This is a genomic window from Mangrovicella endophytica (assembly GCF_002893625.1).
Taxonomy (GTDB): Bacteria; Pseudomonadota; Alphaproteobacteria; order Rhizobiales; family Rhizobiaceae; genus Mangrovicella; species Mangrovicella endophytica.
In genome coordinates this window covers 86,877-105,633 of sequence record NZ_PKMZ01000012.1, presented here as the reverse complement: position 1 = coordinate 105,633, position 18,757 = coordinate 86,877, and the positions used below count along the sequence as shown (strand labels likewise).

The following is an 18,757-nucleotide window of genomic DNA, read 5'->3' as shown; positions in this document are numbered from 1 at the left end:
CGGCTTCCGCATCGGCATGCTGCTTCTCGATCGCCGCATCCTTGAAGATCTGGACGGCACGCGCCATCGCGCCCACTTCGTCCTTCTGCGACTTGCCCTCGATCTCGATATCGAGCTTGCCGCCGGCGAGTTCGCTCATCGCCTTGCGCAGACGCTCGATCGGACCGGTGATTCCCTTCGACGTCACGAGCATCGCTGCGATCAGGCCGATGATCGCGGCCGCGAGCGAACCGACGAGAAGCGTTGTCGAGGAGCTCTGCGACATCGCCGATAGCTCGTCGGAACGCTGATTGCCGCGGGCTTCCAGCGCCGTGTTCAGCGTGTAGGTCTTGGTGGCGAAATCCGTGATCAGCGGGTCCGCGACGGCCATGATCTGCTTGGCCTTCTCGTCGTCATCCGCCAGGGCGGCATCGAGCGCCGGCTGAACGTAGCTGATGATCTTGTCGAAGGACTGTTTCAGGTCGTTGAGTTCGGCGACGTGGTCGGGGAGCTTTTCATTGATTCCTTCGAAGAGCTTCAGGCCGAGCTGGATATCCGTGTGTGCCAGGTCGACGCTTTTCTGCGTCTGTGGATCCGTCGGTCCGTAGGTGATCGCACGATAGATCGAGTAGCCGAGGCAGTTGGCCACCCGGTTCATCCGCGCTGTTGACAGGATAGCCTTGTCAACGTTGTGCGTTAGATTGTTATAATCGTAGTCTATCGTTTCGATGACACTGCGCGAGTACACGGACGCCCCCACGCCCACTGCACTGACCGCAACGACTAACGCGCCGATCTTGGCGCCGATCTTGATATTTCCCAGCATTTTATACCCCACTCGTACAAGAACTGCTGACGGGTATAGTAAGGACCGATGATTAAAATCAAATTTAATTCAGAATTACGCGAGTTTGTCAGAATATCATCTTGAGTTATGCAGATGAGGTCATTTGGAGCATAGGAAGAAATTTAACATCTCCGACCTGGAAAGCTTGATCCGCAGCGGTCGTGTTCGACTGCATCGATAGGTCGTACAGTTTGCAACTCGAGATAAGTGGCAGAAGCTGCATCGACATCGGGTCCGCGAACCAACAGCGCCGGAGGGCCCAGGATCCTCCGGCGCTTGTCATGTCGGCTCCGCCTGCCGCGGAGAGGGCGCGATCTCACTTCGCGGCGGCGAACAGCTCCTCGAAATGCGCCTTCACCTTCGGCGGGTTCTTGACCTGCGTGGCAGCCTCGAGATTGGTCGGCTGGCCGACGATCACGAGCGCGACCATGCCCATGCCGAAATGCGGCGTGCACTTGATGCCGTAGACGCCTTCGGTGGCCAGCGTCACCGAGAAGTCCTGACCGGGCCTGCTCTTGAAGGTCTCGGCGCCTCCGGGAGCATGCCCTTGATCGTCTCGGCATTGTGACCGGGATCCACCGACACGAACTTGATCGTGTCGCCCGGCGCCGCCTTGACGAGATCGGGCTCGAAGACCATCGCGCCCTTCTCGCCCTTGTTCAGCATCTTGACCTGGAATTCGGCCGCGCTTGCGCCGTGCGCCCCCGCCAAGGCCGCCAGCAGCAATGCCAACGGCGTCATAAAGGCCTTCTTCATGGTCATAGTCCCTCTGCCCATCCGGTGCTCGGCTCGTCGGCCGCGATGCCCTTCTAGGATGGCGCCGTCGAGGGCGCTTTGATCACGCGCAAACCGGGCGCTGTCGGCCAGCCGCCGTCTGCGGCGCGCGGCGATTGCAGCGGCGCAAGCCGGGCAGAGATGCACGGTCTGGACCGGCAGCAGGACTCGGCGAAACCGGCGTGCCGACCGGCGAAGTGACGGGGCGAGCCACGGCCTGACGACACGGACGGCCAGCCGCCGGAGTATTGCGCCGACGGTCTGGATAAAGGGGGACGATGCCGGCCCGAATCGCGCGCGATCCGCCGCAGCCTTGGCAGCCGCCGCTCGGATGAACCAGATTTTTCGGGAGAAGCGACGCAGCTAAGTCTTGAGCGGCGTCCAGGTGTCGGATGGTGGGCGTGACAGGGATTGAACCTGTGACCCCTTCGATGTCAACGAAGTGCTCTCCCGCTGAGCTACACGCCCAACCGACGAAGCGGCATAGACCACAGGTGCGGAGCAGCCGTCAAGAGGCTGTCACAGCTTCAAGATCGACCGGCTGTGGATGCCGATCGATCCCGATGGATTGCAGGTCAGGCCGCGCTTTCCAGCATCTTGCCGACCTCGTCCACGAGCTCACGCAGGTGGAAGGGCTTCGACAGGATCTTGGCGTCCTTCGGAGCCTTCGAATCGGGGTTCAGCGCCACGGCGGCAAAGCCGGTGATGAACATGACCTTCAGGTCCGGGTCGAGCTCGGTTGCGCGGCGCGCCAGCTCGATTCCGTCCATCTCGGGCATGACGATGTCGGTCAGGAGCAGCGAGAAGGGTTCCTCGCGCAGCCGCTCATAGGCGCTGCCTCCATTGTCGTAGGAGACGACCTCGTAACCGGCTTTCTCCAGCGCCTTCGCCAGGAAGCGGCGCATGTCGTTGTCGTCTTCGGCAAGCAGGATCTTTGACATTCATGTTACCCGGATGCGGCTTAGGCAACGTCCAGCCGGCTGGTTTATTGACAATTGCACATTCTAGCAGATCGGCCCAACATTTCCTAAAAGGATCAAGTGGCATTGCAGCGGGAAGAGCGGATTTTTTGAACGAGTATCGCGGTTTCGAGGATCCCCTCCTGCCAGACACGATGCCGACCCTCGAAACGGCCGACGGGATCGTGCCGGCCTTCGACGTGATTCTGCCGCCGATTCAGACGATCCCCTTCGTTTTCTGCTCGCCCCATAGCGGCCGCGACTACCCGCTCGGCTTCCTCCAATCCTCGCGCCTGTCGGGTGAGGCGATTCGCCGCTCGGAAGACCTCTTCGTCGACCAGCTGTTCGATTTCGTGCCCGACTTCGGCGCGCCGATGCTGCGCGCCCGCTTTCCGCGGGCGTTCCTCGACCTCAACCGCGAGCCCTACGAGCTCGACCCCCGCATGTTCGAGGGAGACCTGCCACTCCAGGTGAACTCGGCCTCGGTCAGGGTTGCAAGCGGGCTCGGCACCATCCCGCGAATCGTTGCCGAGCGCGAGGAGATCTACCGCCGCAAGCTCACCGTCGCCGAGGCAATGCACCGGATCGACACCTTCTACCTGCCGTTCCACCACATCCTGGAGCGGCTGATCGAACAGACACTGGAGCGCTTCGGCATCTGCGTCCTCGTCGACTGCCACTCGATGCCGTCGAGCGTCCGGGCCCTGCCGGGCGGGGTGCGGCCGGACGTCGTGCTTGGGGACCGCTATGGCGAGAGCGCGTCGCGCCGTCTCGTTGCGGCGGCGGCCGCACGGCTGGCCGCGCTCGGCTACGAGGTCGCGCGCAACAAGCCCTATGCCGGGGGCTTCATCACCGAGCACTACGGTCAGCCGCATACGGGCGTTCATGCCCTCCAGATCGAGCTGAACCGCGCCCTTTACGCCGACGAGCGGCGCATGCTGCCGCATCACGGTCTGACGAGTCTGCGCGATCGGCTCGCCGACTTCGTCGCCTATTTCGCCGCTGAAGTCGGCGGCGACTTCGGTCTTCCGGCTGCAGCCGAGTAGGGGCCAAAAAAAACCGCACTGCATTGAAGCAGCGCGGTCTGAAGTCTAGGGAGGAAACGCCCATATGGGCAGCGGCACCGAAATGCCGCACTGCAAACGCTATGACTGCGCGCCCCTTCTGTCAATTCAACTGATTTAAACGTTCTGAAACGTGGTGTTCACCGATCGGGTGCGCATCCCTCATGGAGCCTTTGCGGCCGACGATGACGATAACACTGCCATCCGCCGACTTCCTGATGACGCTCATGGATGCCGCGGACGCCGAGACGCTGCCGCTGTTCCGGCAGGATCTGACGATCGACAACAAGATCCTGGCCAGCTTCGATCCGGTGACGGAAGCCGACCGCGCGGCCGAGCGCGCCATTCGCGACGTCATCGCCGCAGCCTATCCCGACCATGCGATCCTCGGCGAGGAGTATGGCACGACCGGCAAGGGGCCGTACCAATGGGTCATCGATCCGATCGACGGCACGCGCGCCTTCATCTCGGGACTGCCTGTGTGGGGAACACTGGTCGGCCTGACGGTGCAGGGCAAGGCCAGGATCGGCGTGATGTCGCAGCCCTTCACGCGCGAGCGCTTCTATGCCGACGGCAATGGCGCCCACATGGTCTGGCCGGGCGGCAAGCGGACGCTCTCGGTGCGTCCGACGACGAACCTGTCCGAGGCGACGCTCTTCACGACGACGCCCCGCCTCTTCACCGGCGAGATGCTCCCCCGCTTCGAGGCGCTGGAACGGCGGGCGCGGCTGACGCGCTTCGGCGTCGACTGCTATGCCTTTGCCATGCTCGCGGCAGGCCAGGCCGACCTCGTCGTGGAAACGGGGCTGCAGCCCTATGACATCGTGGCGCTGATCCCGATCATCGAGCAGGCTGGCGGCATCGTCTCGGCGCTCGGTGGCGGCGCGCCGGAAGCCGGCGGCACCATCATCGCGGCCGCAACGGCTGCCCTTCACGACGAAGCGGTTGCAGTCCTCTCGGGCTCCGCCGGCTGAGGGTTCACCTCCGGCAGGCCGCCGCCTTCCAAAAGCGTCGCCTCGTCATCCCCGCTCGGATCGATATCGGGCACGGGCAGCGCGCCGCCGACAAAGGCATCGAAGGCGGCGAGGAACGGCTCGCGATAGCGGTCCGCTTCCTGCAGCAGCTCGTGGCGGGCATTGGGAATGTTCAGCGCATGGCCGGAGCGCATGCGCCAGGCAAGCCGCTCGCTCTCGGCGGTCGAGACGATGCGCTCGGCACCGGCCGTGACGATCAGCGTCGGCACCTGCAGCCGTGCGATAAATTCCGAATTCGAGAGCTGGCGCATCGCCTTGAGCGCTGCCGACAGCCAGCCGACCGTCGGGCTTCCCAGGAACAGCTGCGGTGCGGCCTCGACGAGGCGCCGGTTGCGCTCGAAGCGCCCCTTGTCGCTCGTGAGCGGGCTCGTCGCCAGCGTCCAGGCCTGCCCCTGCGGGGCAACCGGCCGGACTGAGAAGCGTCCGAGGCCGACGACCCGCAGCAGCGTCAGGAGGCTCGAAAGCGCGCGTGTGGCGCCGGGGCCGTGTGGCAGCGAGACGAGCGGCGCGCTGATCACGATCCGCTCGATGCGGTTGACGAGGCGCGGACCGGCGAGCAGCGCGACAAGGCCTCCCATGGAATGGGCAAGCACCGCATAGGGACCGCGGCAGTCGGGCAGCACGACTTCGTGCAGGAAACTGTCGAGATCCTGCATGTAGCCGCGGAAGGAGTGGATATGGCCGCGGCGACTGTCGCGCAGCAGCCGCTGCGAGCCGCCCTGGCCGCGCCAGTCGAAGGTCGCCACCATGTAGCCGAGACGGGTCAGGTCGCCGATCGTCTCGAAATACTTCTCGATCGCCTCGTTGCGCCCGTGCAGCAGGATCACCGTGCCACGGGTGAAGGAGGCGTGGCTCGGGCAGACGGCGTAGCGCAGCCGCTTGCCATCGCGGGTGACGATGATGCCGGAGCGGATACCTTCCGGGGCCGGATTGCCGTCGATGACGACCAGCTGGCTCGGATCGGGAACTTCGTCGCTCATCGGCTCTCGCAGGTCCTGGGCGTGCGCAGCCCTCCTATGTCTGAAAGGCTTTAGGCCGCTCAAGCCCTGCCGGTCAAAGCAAAAGCCGGCGCAGCGATGCCGCGGCGCCGGCTGCACGGTCGCGGTAAGGGCGGCCGGGAGCCTCGAGAGTGGAGGCCCCCGGCCTGACGGCCGCAGCGGAAGGGACGGGACGCTGGACCGTGTTACTGGGCTCGCGCAGGCTTTGCGGCCGCGCGCAGCTTGATCAGTCGATGCCGATGCTGAAGCCGAAGCCCGGCCGGTGATGGTGGTAGTCGTCATAGCCGCGGCGCCCGTAGCCAGAGCGCCAGCCGATCCGCTCGCGGGCGATGACATTGCCGTCATAGGCGTCAATGGCGAGGCGCATCAGGGCGCCGTTGCGGCGCACGGCGCGGACGATGTAGCGGTCCCGCCGCCGCTCGATGTCGTCGACAGAGACGAAGCCCTCGCGCATCAGCCGGCGCACCACCTGCCGCTCTGACAGCATGTCGTCATCGTAGCGGCGCCACGGCCGCCGGTCGTGATAGCCGCGACCAAACCCGTCCTGGACTAAAAATCGCCCATCCACTCGCTCAGGCCGTCCCGCGTTCCAGGAGCCGTCATCCCAATGCCGGTACTCCGCCGCAGCGGGGCCGGCGAGCGTGATGACGCCGAGCACTGCAAGAAGAGAAGTCCGCACCCTGTTCATCGCCATCATCCCCGCGTCCGCCGCCTCGATTATGACGAGGAGATTGCGCTGAGGCGGCTGAATGAATCCGGACCGTCGTGTTCATCTGGCGTTCAGCCCGGATGCGGCGCCAGGTGACACGTTTCGGCGGAACGGCGTGCGCCTGGCCGCAGGGGCCTCGGCTGTTCGTTCACGCCTCGCCCGATCCGCACCACGTCCGCCGAAAAAAAATTTTGCGATGGCGCGCGCGGCCCGGCGCCAGAGGTCTTGAAGCAGCTTTTGACCGCTACCACCTCATCGTTGCGGTCGCCCAAGTGGGACCGCCGGCCGGGCCAGCTTCGCCACAGATGTGGGAGCTTCACCGACCACAACGCAAACACCGTTGCTTCTGAATGGAGAACTCACATGCGTCAGATCGACTTTGCACCGCTCTACCGTTCCACCGTCGGCTTCGACCGTCTCTTCTCGATGCTTGACGGCCTGTCGCAGCCCGACAACGGCCAGAGCTATCCGCCTTACAATATCGAGCGTACCGGCGAGAACGCCTATCGCATCGTCATGGCCGTCGCCGGCTTCGGTGACACCGATCTCTCCATCGAGTCGCGCGAAAACGTGCTGACCGTGAAGGGTGAGAAGGCCGAGGACAGTGCCGAAGGCGAGCGCGAGCTGCTCTATCGCGGCATTGCGGGCCGCAGCTTCGAGCGCCGCTTCCAGCTGGCGGAGCATGTCGAGGTCAAGGGCGCTAGCCTGCGCAACGGCCTGCTCCATGTCGACCTCGTCCGCGTCATTCCGGAGGCGATGAAGCCCCGCCGGATCGAGATCGCGACGGCCGGCAACGCCAACACCAAGCAGATCGAGACCAACGCCGCCTGATCAGCGGTCTTGATCGATCGAACCGACGGCGCCCCTTACCGGGCGCCGTTTTCGTTCGTGGAGAGCGCTGAGAGGCGCGCTACCGCAAATGGGGCAGCGAGCCCTTCGGTAGCCTGTTCACTCAGCGCCGTCGCATTCGTTCCTCAGGCGCCGAGCATCGCGCAGAAGCGGTCGACCTCGTCCGCCTCGGTCGACCAGCTCGTCACCAGTCGCACGAGCTGTTCGTTCTCCGCCATCGGTACGGCGAGCCCGCGCGGCATGTTCCAGTCATAGAAGGCTGCGCCGGCGCCGCGGAGCTTGGCCGCCGTCTCCTTGTCGAGGATCGCGAAGACCTCGTTGCTGCGGGTGCTCCAGCCCTGCCGGCCATGCCGTGCGGCATCGAGGCCGGCGCGCAGCCGGTCGGCCATTGCGTTGGAATGGGCTGCAAGCTCCAGCCACAGCCCGTCTTCCAGATAGGCCATGAACTGCGCCGCAACGAAGCGCGTCTTGGAAAACAGCTGAGCGCCGCGCTTGCGGATGTAAGGGAACTGCCTGGCCGCATCCGGATCGAAAAAGACGACGGCCTCGGCGCACCAGCAGCCGTTCTTGGTGGCGCCGAAGGAGAGGATGTCGAGGCCGCGCTTCCACGTCATCTCGGCCGGCGAGACGCCCGTCGCCGCCAGCGCATTGGCAAAGCGCGCGCCGTCCATGTGAAGGGCGAGCCGCCGCTCATGCGCTATTCCCGCGATTTCGTCGAGCGTCTCCAGCGGGTAGAGCGTCCCGGCTTCGCCAGGCTGGCTGACGGTGATCGCCATGGGCTGACCGGCATGCACGAAGTCAGGATGAAAGCGGGCGAGTTCGCGGCGCAAGTTGACGGGATCGATCAGCCCGTTGGCGCCGTCGACCGGCGCCATGCGCGCGCCATGGGTGAAGAATTCCGGGGCCCCGCACTCGTCCTCGACCACATGCGCCTCGCGGTGGCAGAGCACGACGCCGCCGGGTCGGTTGACGGCGGCAAAGGACAGGGAGTTTGCGGCCGTTCCGGTTCCGACGAAGAAGACGGCGACCTCCTTCTCGAAGATCTCGTTGAAGCGGCGCTCCACCGCCTTGTCGAGCTCGCTCGACCCGTAGGCCGACGCCATGCCGCCGGCATGGGCCGTCAGCGAAGCAGTGATGGCCGGATGGGCACCGGACCAGTTGTCGGAGGCGAAGATCATGTGGAAATCCCGCAAGGATTTGATCGCGTTGCGGCGGGCGTAACGCGCAGCGGCTGCGAGGTAAAGCCGGTGCGATCGCGGAACGTCGCCTCGGCAGATTTAGAGGACTTCTTAACGCCGCTTGCTCCGCAGACACTTTTCTGCCATGTTGCCACAGATAGGACAGCAGTGCTGCCATATCTGGCCGGTCGGCGGGAGGTTCGAGCGCCGGCCATGACTTCGTCTTCGAGGAGACGAAGGCGCCAAGAGCCTGTTGTTCTGGGTAGGGCTGTGCGAAAAGCCCATCTTGGACATCCAATGAGACAGAGCCGGACGGCCAGCGCGGATTTCGATCTGCGTCTTTGCCGCGACCGGAGAAGGAGAGACAGCGTGTCGCCGGCACCAGGGCCGCGGCGCGCCGATGGGAGACGAAGCCATGACGACGAACATGCCGTCCAGCGCCCCGAAGGCCCCGTTCGCGAACGATGCCGTCAAAGCCGCTTCGACCATCAAAGCCCGCACGATTCCGTCGCGCATCGGCCTTTATGATCCGCGCAACGAGCATGACGCCTGCGGCGTCGGCTTCATCGCGCATATGAAGAACCAGAAGTCCCACTCGATCGTCGAGAAGGGGCTGACCATCCTACTCAATCTGACGCATCGCGGCGCCGTCGGCGCCGATCCGCTGATGGGCGACGGAGCGGGCATGCTCGTCCAGATCCCGCACGGCTTCTTCAAGGCGGAAATGGCCGAGCAGGGCATCGAGCTGCCGGAGCCGGGACAGTACGGCGTCGGCCATGTCTTCATGCCGCAGGATGCCGATAAGCGCCGTCATCTGGAGGAGCTGTTCCACACCGTCGCGGCGGAGGAGGGGCAGACCATCCTCGGCTGGCGCGACGTGCCGGTCACCAACGAGTCGCTGTCCAAGGCGCCCGAGATCGTCGCCACCGAGCCCGTTCACCGCCAGATCTTCATGGCGCGGCCGGCGTCGGCCGCGACCGACGACGACTTCGAGCGCGGCCTCTATATCTTCCGCAAGGTGATCTCGAACCGCGTCCAGGCCGAGACCGGCGGCGAGGACATCGGCTTCTATGTCGTGTCGCTGTCCGCGCGCACGATCATCTACAAGGGCATGTTCCTGGCCAACCAGCTGGGCGCCTATTATCTCGACCTGAAGGACCCGCGCTTCGAAAGCGCCCTGGCGCTCGTGCACCAGCGCTTCTCGACCAACACCTTCCCGTCCTGGAAGCTCGCCCACCCCTACCGGATGGTCGCCCATAACGGCGAGATCAACACGCTGCGCGGCAACGTCAACTGGATGGCGGCGCGCCAGGCCTCGGTCGATTCGGAGCTCTACGGCAACGACATCGGCAAGCTCTGGCCGATCTCCTACGAGGGTCAGTCCGACACCGCCTGCTTCGACAACGCGCTGGAGTTCCTGCATCAGGGCGGCTACCCGCTGGCGCATGCCATGATGATGCTGATCCCGGAAGCCTGGGCCGGCAACAAGCAGATGTCGAAGGAGCGGCAGGCCTTCTACGAGTACCATGCCGCGCTGATGGAGCCGTGGGACGGTCCGGCGGCCGTCGCTTTCACCGATGGCCGACAGATCGGCGCGACGCTCGACCGCAATGGTCTGCGTCCCGCCCGCTATGTCGTCACCGACGACGACCTCGTGATCATGGCCTCCGAGGCCGGCACTCTGGAGGTCGACGAGGAGCGCATCGTCAAGAAGTGGCGGCTGCAGCCCGGCCGCATGCTGCTGATCGACCTCGAGAAGGGCCGCATCGTCTCCGACGAGGAGATCAAGAGCGAGATCGCGACGGGTAACCCCTATCGCGACTGGCTGAAGTCGACCCAGATCATCCTGGAGGACCTGAAGCCGGTGGCGCCGCGCGCCTCGCGCACCGACGTCTCGCTGCTCGATCGCCAGCAGGCCTTCGGCTACAGCCAGGAGGACACCCGCGCGCTGATGGCGCCGATGGCGACCACCGGTCAGGAAGCCATCGGCTCGATGGGGACGGACACGCCGATCTCGGCGATGTCATCGAAGTCGAAGCTGCTCTACACCTATTTCAAGCAGAACTTCGCTCAGGTGACGAACCCGCCCATCGACCCGATCCGCGAGGAGTTGGTGATGAGCCTTGTCTCCTTCATCGGGCCACGGCCGAACATCTTCGATCTCGAAGGCACCTCGCGCCGCAAGCGCCTGGAGGTCCGCCAGCCGATCCTGACCAATGGCGATCTGGAGAAGATCCGCACCATTGGCCATGCCGAGGATCGCTTCGACACCAAGACGATCGATACCACCTACGCGTCCGAGCAGGGCGCGGCCGGCATGGCCGGCGCGCTCGACCGGCTGTGCGAGCGTGCCGAGGCGGCCGTCGTCGGCGGCTACAACATCATCATCCTGTCGGATCGGCAGATGGGCCCGGACCGCATCCCGATCCCGGCGCTGCTCGCCTGCGCCGCCGTGCATCATCACCTGATCCGCAAGGGCCTGCGCACCGCGGCGGGCCTCGTCGTCGAATCCGGCGAGCCGCGCGAGGTGCATCACTTCGCCTGTCTGGCGGGCTATGGCGCCGAGGCGATCAATCCGTATCTCGCGTTCGACACGCTGCTCGACATGCACAAGCGTAAGGAGTTCCCGCCGGAGGTCGATCCGACGGAGCTCGTGCAGCGCTACATCAAGTCTGTCGGCAAGGGCCTTCTGAAGGTCATGTCGAAGATGGGCATCTCGACCTACCAGTCCTATTGCGGCGCGCAGATCTTCGATGCCGTCGGCCTGAAGAGCGACTTCGTCGAGCGTTACTTCAACGGCACCGCCACCACGATCGAGGGCGTCGGGCTGGAGGAAGTGGCGCGTGAGACCGCCGAGCGTCACGCCCGCGCCTTCTCGGACGATCCGGTGCTGCAGCGCTCGCTCGAGGTCGGCGGGGAGTATGCCTACCGCATGCGCGGTGAGTCGCATCAGTGGTCGCCGGACGCGATCGCGACGCTGCAGCATGCGGTGCGCACCGAATCCTGGGACAAGTACCAGGACTATGCGCGCATCGTGAACGAGAACGCCGTGTCGAACTCGGCGATTCGCGGTCTCTTCCACATCCGCATGGCGGAGGAGGTGGGGCTGACGCCGGTGCCGCTCGACGAGGTCGAGCCGGCCAAGGACATCGTGCGCCGCTTCTCCACCGGTGCGATGAGCTTCGGCTCGATCTCGCGCGAGGCGCATACGACGCTCGCCATCGCCATGAACCGGATCGGCGGCAAGTCGAACACCGGCGAGGGCGGCGAGGAGCCGGATCGCTTCACGCCGCTGCCGGACGGCTCGCCCAATCCGGAGCGCTCGGCGATCAAGCAGGTCGCCTCGGGCCGCTTCGGCGTCACGGCCGAGTATCTCGTCAATGCTGACATGCTGCAGATCAAGGTCGCACAGGGTGCCAAGCCCGGCGAGGGCGGTCAGCTGCCCGGTCACAAGGTCGATGCGACCATCGCCAAGACCCGGCATTCGACGCCGGGCGTCGGCCTGATCTCGCCGCCGCCGCATCACGACATCTATTCGATCGAGGATCTGGCACAGCTCATCTACGATCTGAAGAACGTCAATCCGGCCGCGGCGATCTCCGTCAAGCTCGTCTCGGAGGTCGGTGTCGGTACGGTTGCCGCGGGCGTCGCGAAGGCGCGGGCCGACCATGTGATCGTCTCCGGCTTCGACGGCGGCACCGGCGCTTCGCCGCTGACCTCGATCAAGCATGCCGGCAGCCCGTGGGAGATGGGCTTGGCCGAGACGCAGCAGACGCTCGTCCTCAACGGCCTGCGCTCGCGCATCTGCCTGCAGGTCGATGGCGGCCTCAGGACCGGGCGCGACGTCATTGTCGGTGCGCTGCTCGGCGCCGACGAGTTCGGCTTCGCCACCGCACCGCTGATCGCGGCCGGCTGCATCATGATGCGCAAGTGCCACCTCAACACCTGCCCGGTCGGCGTCGCGACGCAGGACCCGGTCCTGCGCAAGCGCTTCAAGGGCACGCCCGAGCACGTTATCAACTTCTTCTTCTACGTGGCGGAAGAGGTCCGCGAGCTAATGGCTGCCATGGGCGTGCGCAAGCTGTCTGAGCTGATCGGCCAGTCCGACCGCCTCGACAAGCAGGCGATGATCGACCATTGGAAGGCGAAGGGCCTCGACTTCAGCCGCGTCTTCTTCAAGCCCGAGGCGCCGGAAACGGCCCTGCGCTGGACTGAGCGTCAGCATCATCCGATCGACGACGTGCTCGATCGCAAGCTGATCGAAAAGGCTGAGAGCGCGCTCGTCGCCCGCCAGCAGGTGGCGATCGAGATGCCGATCTCCAATGTCGATCGGTCCGCCGGTGCGATGCTGTCCGGCGAGGTCGCCAAGCGCTTTGGCCACAAGGGCCTGCGCGACGACACGATCAGCGTGCGTCTGACCGGCACCGCCGGCCAGTCCTTCGGCGCCTTCCTGGCACGCGGCATCACTTTCGAGCTCGTCGGCGATGGCAACGACTATGTCGGCAAGGGCTTGTCCGGCGGGCGCATCATCGTGCGGCCACGCGATAACACCCGTATCGTGCCGGAGGAGTCGATCATCATCGGCAACACGGTGCTCTATGGGGCGATCGCCGGCGAGTGCTACTTCCGCGGCGTCGCGGGCGAGCGCTTCGCGGTGCGCAACTCGGGCGCCATCGCGGTGGTCGAGGGCGTCGGTGACCATGGCTGCGAGTACATGACCGGCGGCATCGTCGTCATTCTCGGCCAGACAGGGCGCAACTTCGCCGCAGGCATGTCCGGTGGCATCGCCTATGTCTATGACGAGAAGGGCGATTTTGCCGAGCGCTGCAACATGGCGATGGTTGATCTGGAGCCGGTGCCCGAGGAGGACGATCTCCTGGAGAAGCTGCACCACCATGGCGGCGATCTCCAGCATATGGGCCGCGTCGACGTGTCCTCCAATATGACGGGCCATGACGACGAGCGCCTATACCAGCTGATCTCCAACCATGCGCACTACACCGGCTCCGGCCGGGCCAAGGCGCTGCTGGCGGAGTGGGAGCTGCACCGGCCGAAATTCGTCAAGGTGATGCCGGTCGAGTACCGCCGCGCGCTGCAGGAGATGGAGCGCATGCGCATGGGCGTCGCGGCGGAGTAATTGCAGCTGTCAGACATCGTGTGATATGCCATGGCATATCACACGATTGGAGGTCCTGCATGGCGACGTCGGTAGAACGCGAAGCCAGCGTCTTTCGAAACGGCAGGAGCCAGGCGGTCCGCATTCCAAAGGAATTCGAGTTCGAGACAGAGAAGGTCCTGATCTCGCGCGACGAGGACGGTACCGTGCATCTGCGGCCGAAGGCGGGAAAGCCGAATCTGATTGAGGTGCTGGACTGGCTGGCGCGCCAGCCGCCTCTCGATGGGTGCATGCCGGAGATCGATGACCTTCCGGCCGAGCCGGTCGATCTAGACGACCCCGCATGAGGTATCTGCTGGACACCAACATCATCTCCGACGCCGTTGGATCTCCGACGGGCCGGTCGGCGAGCAGAATCAGGGATGTCTTCTCGTCCGCGTCAATCGTGACGAGCATTATCGTGGTCTCGGAACTGCGCTACGGGTACACGAAGATCTCGTCCAAACGACTGCGCGCAGCATACGAGCTGTTCTTCAGCGGCATCCCGATCGAAGACTGGGAAGTGCCGTTCGACCATGTATACGCGGACATCAGGAGCGCGTTGGACAAGAACGGGCATCCGCTGGGTGCTATGGACATGTTGATCGCGGCGCATGCCATGGCCACGGATGCTGTCCTCGTTACGGCCGACGCGGCGTTCCGTCACGTCGGCGGGCTGAGGGTGGAAAACTGGCTGCGGGACGAACCCGCGCCGCAGGGGTGAAGTATGGGCAAGGTAACTGGGTTTCTCGAGATCGACCGGCAGACGCCGAAGTACCAGCCGGCGTCGGACCGCATTCGCCATTTTCGCGAGTTCACCCTGCCGATGTCCGACGAAGAGGTCGGCAAGCAGGCGGCACGCTGCATGGACTGCGGCATCCCGTACTGCCATGGTCCGACGGGCTGCCCCGTCCACAACCAGATCCCGGACTGGAACGATCTCGTTTATTCCGGCGACTGGGAGACGGCGATCCGCAATCTCCATTCCACCAACAACTTCCCTGAATTCACCGGCCGCATCTGCCCGGCGCCCTGCGAAGAGGCCTGCACCCTCAATCTCGAAGACGTGCCGGTTGCCATCAAGACGGTGGAACAGGCGATTGCCGACAAGGCCTACCAGCTCGGCCTGGTGAAGCCGCAGCCGGCGTCGGTCTCGACCGGCAAGCGCATCGCGGTTATCGGCTCGGGCCCGGCCGGGCTCGCGGCGGCCCAGCAGCTCGGCCGCGCCGGCCACACCGTCGACGTCTATGAGCGCGAGTCGAAGCCGGGCGGCTTGCTGCGTTACGGCATCCCCGACTTCAAGATGGAGAAGCACTGGATCGACCGTCGCGTCGAGCAGATGAAGGGCGAGGGTGTCACGTTCCATTGCGGCGTCGACGTCGGCAATGACAAGCCGCTTGATGCGCTGACGGCCGAGTACGATGCCGTTCTCTATTGCGGCGGCGCCGAGCGTCCGCGTGACGCCGGCATTCCGAGTGCAGGGCTCGGCGGCATCTACGACGCCATGCCCTACCTCGTGCAGCAGAACCGCCGTGTCGGCGGCGAGCCGGTGCAGAGCGTCGCCTGGGCTTCCGAGGAGATCTGGGCCGGCGGCAAGCATGTCGTCGTCGTCGGCGGCGGCGACACGGCGTCGGACTGCGTCGGCACGGCGTTTCGCCAGGGCGCGGTCAAGGTCACCCAGCTCGACATCCGGCCGCAGCCGCCCCAGCGGGAAGACAAGCTCGCCGTCTGGCCGTATTGGGCCACGAAGATGCGCACGTCGTCGAGCCAGGCGGAAGGGGCGATCCGCGAGTTCCAGGTCGCCACGCTCGAATTTGTCGGCGAAGATGGCCAACTGACCGGCGTGCGCTGCGCTGAGGTCGATCACCAGCGCAGGCCGATCCCCGGCACGGAGTTCGTGATCAAGGCCGATCTCGCCTTCATCGCCATCGGCTTTGCAGGTCCGCTTCAGACCGGCTTCCTGTCCGATGCCGGCGACCGGCTGAAGACGGTCACCGACCGGCGCGGCAACCAGTCGGTGTCAGCAAATGACGTGGATTACCTCACCTCGGTCGACAAGCTCTATGCCGCCGGCGACGTGCGGCGCGGGCAGTCGCTCGTGGTCTGGGCGATCCGCGAGGGCCGGCAGGCCGCTCGTGCCATTGACCTCGACCTGATGGGCACGACGACGCTGCCGCGCTGACCGCAGATCCTGACCGCTGCGGCTGGCAAAGCGCGGCCGCAGCCGTGATCTCCGTCCTGAAACACGGGAAACGGCGGCTGAAGTGACGGGGTGAAGATGCCTCAGTCGGCGGATGCTGTCGGTGTCTGGCTTGCCGCAGGCGATGCCGTCTGGCCAGCCGGCACCGTACCGGCGGCGCCATTGGCCGCCGTGGTCTCGGCTGCCGGAGCTTCAGCCGCCTGGCCAGCCGGCGCCTTGGCCTTCTCCGCCTCCGACTGCTTGGTCCAGTCTTCGATGATGGCGTCCTGCAGGCTCGGCATCTGCTTGGGCGGCTGCAGCCCGTTCGAGCCGCGAATGGCCTTCAGGTCGACCGAGCCCCGCGCACTGGACGGCGAAGCGCCGGCATCAGGCGCGACGGCCGGTGCTTTAGCTTCCCATGCAAAATTGTCGGCCCGTCCCGCGGCAGCCGTCGACGGCAGGCCGGAGACGACGAGCCGTTCGCGCGGGGAGGGGTCGAGCGAGAAGCCTTGCGCGGTCCGGCTGCCAAGCAACTGGTCGCCGCCATCAAGTGCGGGATCGTTGAGGGCGACGGGTGCGACGGTGACGGCATTGGCCGCATTGGCAAGCGGCGGAAGCTGCAGGTTCGCCATCGCCTCCGGAGGCAGCGTCGTCGTCTGCGGGCCTGTGCCCGTGCCGAGCACCTTGGTCAGCGCCTTTTCGGCGAAGAAGGCGAGCTTGTCGGCGCCCGCCGGGGTCATGGTGATCCCATCCGAATTGCGCAGCTGCGCCGGTTGGCCCGAGACGTCGGGTCCGGAATAGACGAAGCCGCCATTGGCATCGACAAAGCCGTCCCAGACGTCGACGAACTCGCCGGAGGCGTCGGCTGCAGCCTTGCGGTAGATGTCGTTGAGGAACAGCATGTCCTCCGACATCTTGTCGAACTTGAAGGCAGGCATACCGACCCAGACGAGCGGCAGGTTCCTGGTGCGGACGATCTGCCCCAGTGCCCCCGCGCGTTTGCCGTATTCGCTGGCCCAGGCATCGGTCCGCGGCTGTATCGCGCCGCTCGGAAGGCCCGTGATCGCCTGCCGGTCATTGGAGCCGAGCATCACCACTACGGCCGCCGGCTTGAACTCGTCGATGAAGGTTCCGAGCTTGCCCTGCCAGTCGTAGTGATCGGTGCGTACCAGGCCGGACGAACCGTTGACCTTGCCGACGATCTGCACCGCATCATTGGCAGCGTAGATGTCGGTCAGGCCCTTGGTCAGGGAGTCGGCCAGGAAGTCGCCGATGACCAGGATGGTGCGTGCGTCCGGCTTCTTCGCCACGGCGGCCACGGCCGGCGCACTGGGCTCTGGCCGCGTCTCACGCGAGCGCTTGGCTGCAAGCGCCTTGCTGCGGCGGGGAGCTACCTTCTTGCGCGGTGCTTGTCGGCGCTCGACCCGGGCGGGCGGGCGCGAACGTGACACGCCGCCTCCGCCGCCGAAGAGCATCTCGATGATGGTGCGCGGCCGCTCCTGCGCCACAGTCACGCTGGGCAACAGAAGCCCCGCAAGGACGAGAAGGACGGCTGGCAGACGTGCGGCGAGGCGGCGGTGCATCCGCCAACGCGTCGATTGCTGCAGCCGTCCGTTGGTCATGCCGTCAGTTTTTCCTCAGAAAGTCCAGCAGCGCCTTCGATGCGTTACCGTCGCGTTCGATACCGGCCCGCTCCTGATACGCCATGATCGCGGTCTTCGAGCTCGATCCGATTTTACCATCGATCTTGCCATCATAGAGGCCGTGATGGGTCAGGCGCTGCTGCAGCTCGTAGCGCTCGTCCATCGAAAGTGGCGTATAGCCGCGCGGCCAATCCTGGGCGAGAGGGCCGTAGCCTCCAATTCGGTCGGCAAGATGGCCGACCGCGAGCGCGTATTTGTCGGCATTGTTGTAGGCCTTGATGACGAAGAAGTTCTTGGTCATCAGGAAGGCCGGGCCGTTGCTGCCCGACGGACGGATCAGCGTGGCGCGCTCGGACGAACTGGGGAAGTCGCGGCCGTTCACGCGGGTGAAGCCGAGCTTGCGCCATTCGGCCATCGTCTTGGACGTGCGCTCGGCCCGGCTGCCGAGGCCGGCGGGAACGCTGACCTCGTAGCCCCAGGTCCGCCCGCTCTGCCAGCCATTCTTGCGCAGGAGGTTCGCCGCCGTCGCCAGCGCATCCGGCACGGACGCCCAGATATTGGCATGGCCGTCGCCGTCCATGTCGGCGGCGTAATGCAGGTAGCTCGTCGGGATGAACTGCGTATGTCCCATCGCGCCGGCCCAGGAGCTGGTCAGCCCGTCGACGTCGACATGCCCGGCCTGGACGATCTTCAGCGCGGCGATCAGCTGCTGGCGTGCGAACTTGGCGCGGCGGTCGTCCAGATAGGCGAGGGTCGCCAGCGAGCGCGGCAGCGAGCGCATGACGTCCTTGCGCTCCAGGATCTTGCCGTAGTTGGTCTCCATGGACCAGATCGCCAGAAGGATGTCGCGGTCGACGCCGAAGCGCTTCTCGATCCGGTCGAGCCAGGGCTTCCACTTCGTGCGCATGCGCTGGCCTTCGGCAATCGAGTCCTCGTTGACGCGATTGTCGAGATAGTCCCAGATCTTGTCCTTGAACTCCGGCTGGAACTGCGCCTTCTGGATCACCTCCGGGTCGGGATCGCTGACGCCCGCAAAGGCGGCCCGATAGACCGACCGGCTGATGCCGGCAGCGACGGCGGTCTTCTCGAAGCCCGCGATCCAGTTGCGGAAGCCCGCATCGGCATGTGCGACGCCTGTGCTGGCGAGCGAGCCGGCGAGTGTGAGCGACAGGGCGCAGGCGAGCGCTGCCGCCTTGGCGCGGATAGAGATGGCTCCGGACATTGTTCACCTCCTTCTCAGGGCAGGGACGTTTGAAGCCCAGCCTAGAACGATGGCGTTAAGAGACTGCTTACCACAGAAATTTCCGGTTCATCATGAAGCCGCCGTGGTCGTTACGCATTCATTCGCTACTTTTCGGGCAAAAGCGCGGCGTTGCCGGCAACGGATTG

The 18,757-nt window shown here is 65.3% G+C and carries 14 protein-coding genes, 1 tRNA gene and 1 pseudogene; 7 read left to right on the top strand and 9 right to left on the bottom strand.

The annotated features are described in order from the left end of the window. The 4 genes and pseudogenes from C0R46_RS18775 to cpdR all read right to left on the bottom strand — a co-directional run. The coding region (locus tag C0R46_RS18775) for a HAMP domain-containing protein (RefSeq protein ID WP_198598400.1) at positions 1-628 on the bottom strand (628 nt) is incomplete at its 3' end. 514 nt (positions 629-1,142) lie between these two features. Continuing rightward, positions 1,143-1,567 (bottom strand): annotated as a pseudogene (locus tag C0R46_RS18770) (pseudoazurin). Positions 1,568-1,993: 426 nt separating this feature from the next. After that, positions 1,994-2,068 (bottom strand) — tRNA-Val (locus C0R46_RS18765). Between the two features lie 107 nt (positions 2,069-2,175). Then, positions 2,176-2,541: a cell cycle two-component system response regulator CpdR gene (cpdR, locus tag C0R46_RS18760; protein WP_102961198.1), complete on the bottom strand. Its 366-nt coding sequence runs from the start codon at positions 2,539-2,541 to the stop codon at positions 2,176-2,178. 173 nt (positions 2,542-2,714) lie between these two features. Between cpdR and C0R46_RS18755 the strand changes: the two genes are divergently transcribed. Both C0R46_RS18755 and hisN read left to right on the top strand, forming a co-directional pair. Further along, positions 2,715-3,605 (top strand): N-formylglutamate amidohydrolase, encoded by an 891-nt coding sequence (locus C0R46_RS18755; protein WP_102961208.1) that lies wholly within the window; start codon positions 2,715-2,717, stop codon positions 3,603-3,605. A 203-nt stretch (positions 3,606-3,808) separates the two neighbouring features. Then, positions 3,809-4,597: a histidinol-phosphatase gene (gene hisN, locus C0R46_RS18750; RefSeq protein ID WP_102961197.1), complete on the top strand. Its 789-nt coding sequence runs from the start codon at positions 3,809-3,811 to the stop codon at positions 4,595-4,597. Here hisN and C0R46_RS18745 read toward each other — a convergent pair. Together C0R46_RS18745 and C0R46_RS20845 are read right to left on the bottom strand one after the other, a co-directional pair. Further along, positions 4,555-5,637, bottom strand: coding sequence for an alpha/beta fold hydrolase (locus C0R46_RS18745; RefSeq protein WP_102961196.1), 1,083 nt, complete (start codon positions 5,635-5,637; stop codon positions 4,555-4,557). The genes hisN and C0R46_RS18745 overlap by 43 nt on opposite strands. Positions 5,638-5,881: 244 nt before the next feature. Further along, entirely contained in the window at positions 5,882-6,343 is a 462-nt protein-coding gene (locus C0R46_RS20845; RefSeq protein ID WP_157944690.1) for a hypothetical protein, read from the bottom strand. 384 nt (positions 6,344-6,727) lie between these two features. Here C0R46_RS20845 and C0R46_RS18735 point away from each other — a divergent pair, with 384 nt between their 5' ends. After that, the gene (locus C0R46_RS18735; RefSeq protein ID WP_102961194.1) at positions 6,728-7,195 is read left to right on the top strand and encodes an Hsp20 family protein; all 468 of its coding nucleotides are present in this window, start codon (positions 6,728-6,730) and stop codon (positions 7,193-7,195) included. 143 nt (positions 7,196-7,338) lie between these two features. Here the strand turns inward: C0R46_RS18735 and C0R46_RS18730 are convergent, their stop codons facing one another. Then, positions 7,339-8,391 carry a threonine aldolase family protein gene (locus C0R46_RS18730; RefSeq protein ID WP_102961193.1) on the bottom strand — a complete coding sequence of 351 codons (1,053 nt, stop codon included), beginning with the start codon at positions 8,389-8,391 and terminating at the stop codon, positions 7,339-7,341. Positions 8,392-8,806: 415 nt separating this feature from the next. Between C0R46_RS18730 and gltB the strand changes: the two genes are divergently transcribed. The 4 genes from gltB to C0R46_RS18710 are packed head-to-tail and all read left to right on the top strand — an operon-like array spanning position 8,807 to position 15,728. After that, entirely contained in the window at positions 8,807-13,528 is a 4,722-nt protein-coding gene (gltB, locus tag C0R46_RS18725) for a glutamate synthase large subunit (RefSeq protein WP_245413677.1), read from the top strand. Positions 13,529-13,587: 59 nt separating this feature from the next. Further along, positions 13,588-13,854: an antitoxin gene (locus tag C0R46_RS18720; RefSeq protein ID WP_102961191.1), complete on the top strand. Its 267-nt coding sequence runs from the start codon at positions 13,588-13,590 to the stop codon at positions 13,852-13,854. Next, the gene (locus C0R46_RS18715) at positions 13,851-14,270 is read left to right on the top strand and encodes a PIN domain-containing protein (protein ID WP_102961190.1); all 420 of its coding nucleotides are present in this window, start codon (positions 13,851-13,853) and stop codon (positions 14,268-14,270) included. The genes C0R46_RS18720 and C0R46_RS18715 overlap by 4 nt, the downstream gene beginning before the upstream one ends. 3 nt (positions 14,271-14,273) lie before the next feature. Continuing rightward, complete coding sequence (locus tag C0R46_RS18710; protein ID WP_102961189.1) at positions 14,274-15,728, top strand: glutamate synthase subunit beta; 1,455 nt, start codon at positions 14,274-14,276, stop codon at positions 15,726-15,728. Between the two features lie 101 nt (positions 15,729-15,829). Here the strand turns inward: C0R46_RS18710 and C0R46_RS18705 are convergent, their stop codons facing one another. After that, a complete protein-coding gene (locus C0R46_RS18705; protein WP_102961188.1) occupies positions 15,830-17,347 on the bottom strand; it encodes an SGNH/GDSL hydrolase family protein in 1,518 nt (505 codons plus the stop codon). Between the two features lie 4 nt (positions 17,348-17,351). Next, positions 17,352-18,590, bottom strand: a complete 1,239-nt coding sequence (locus tag C0R46_RS18700; protein ID WP_102961187.1) for a lytic murein transglycosylase — start codon at positions 18,588-18,590, stop codon at positions 17,352-17,354. Positions 18,591-18,757 lie beyond the last annotated feature (167 nt).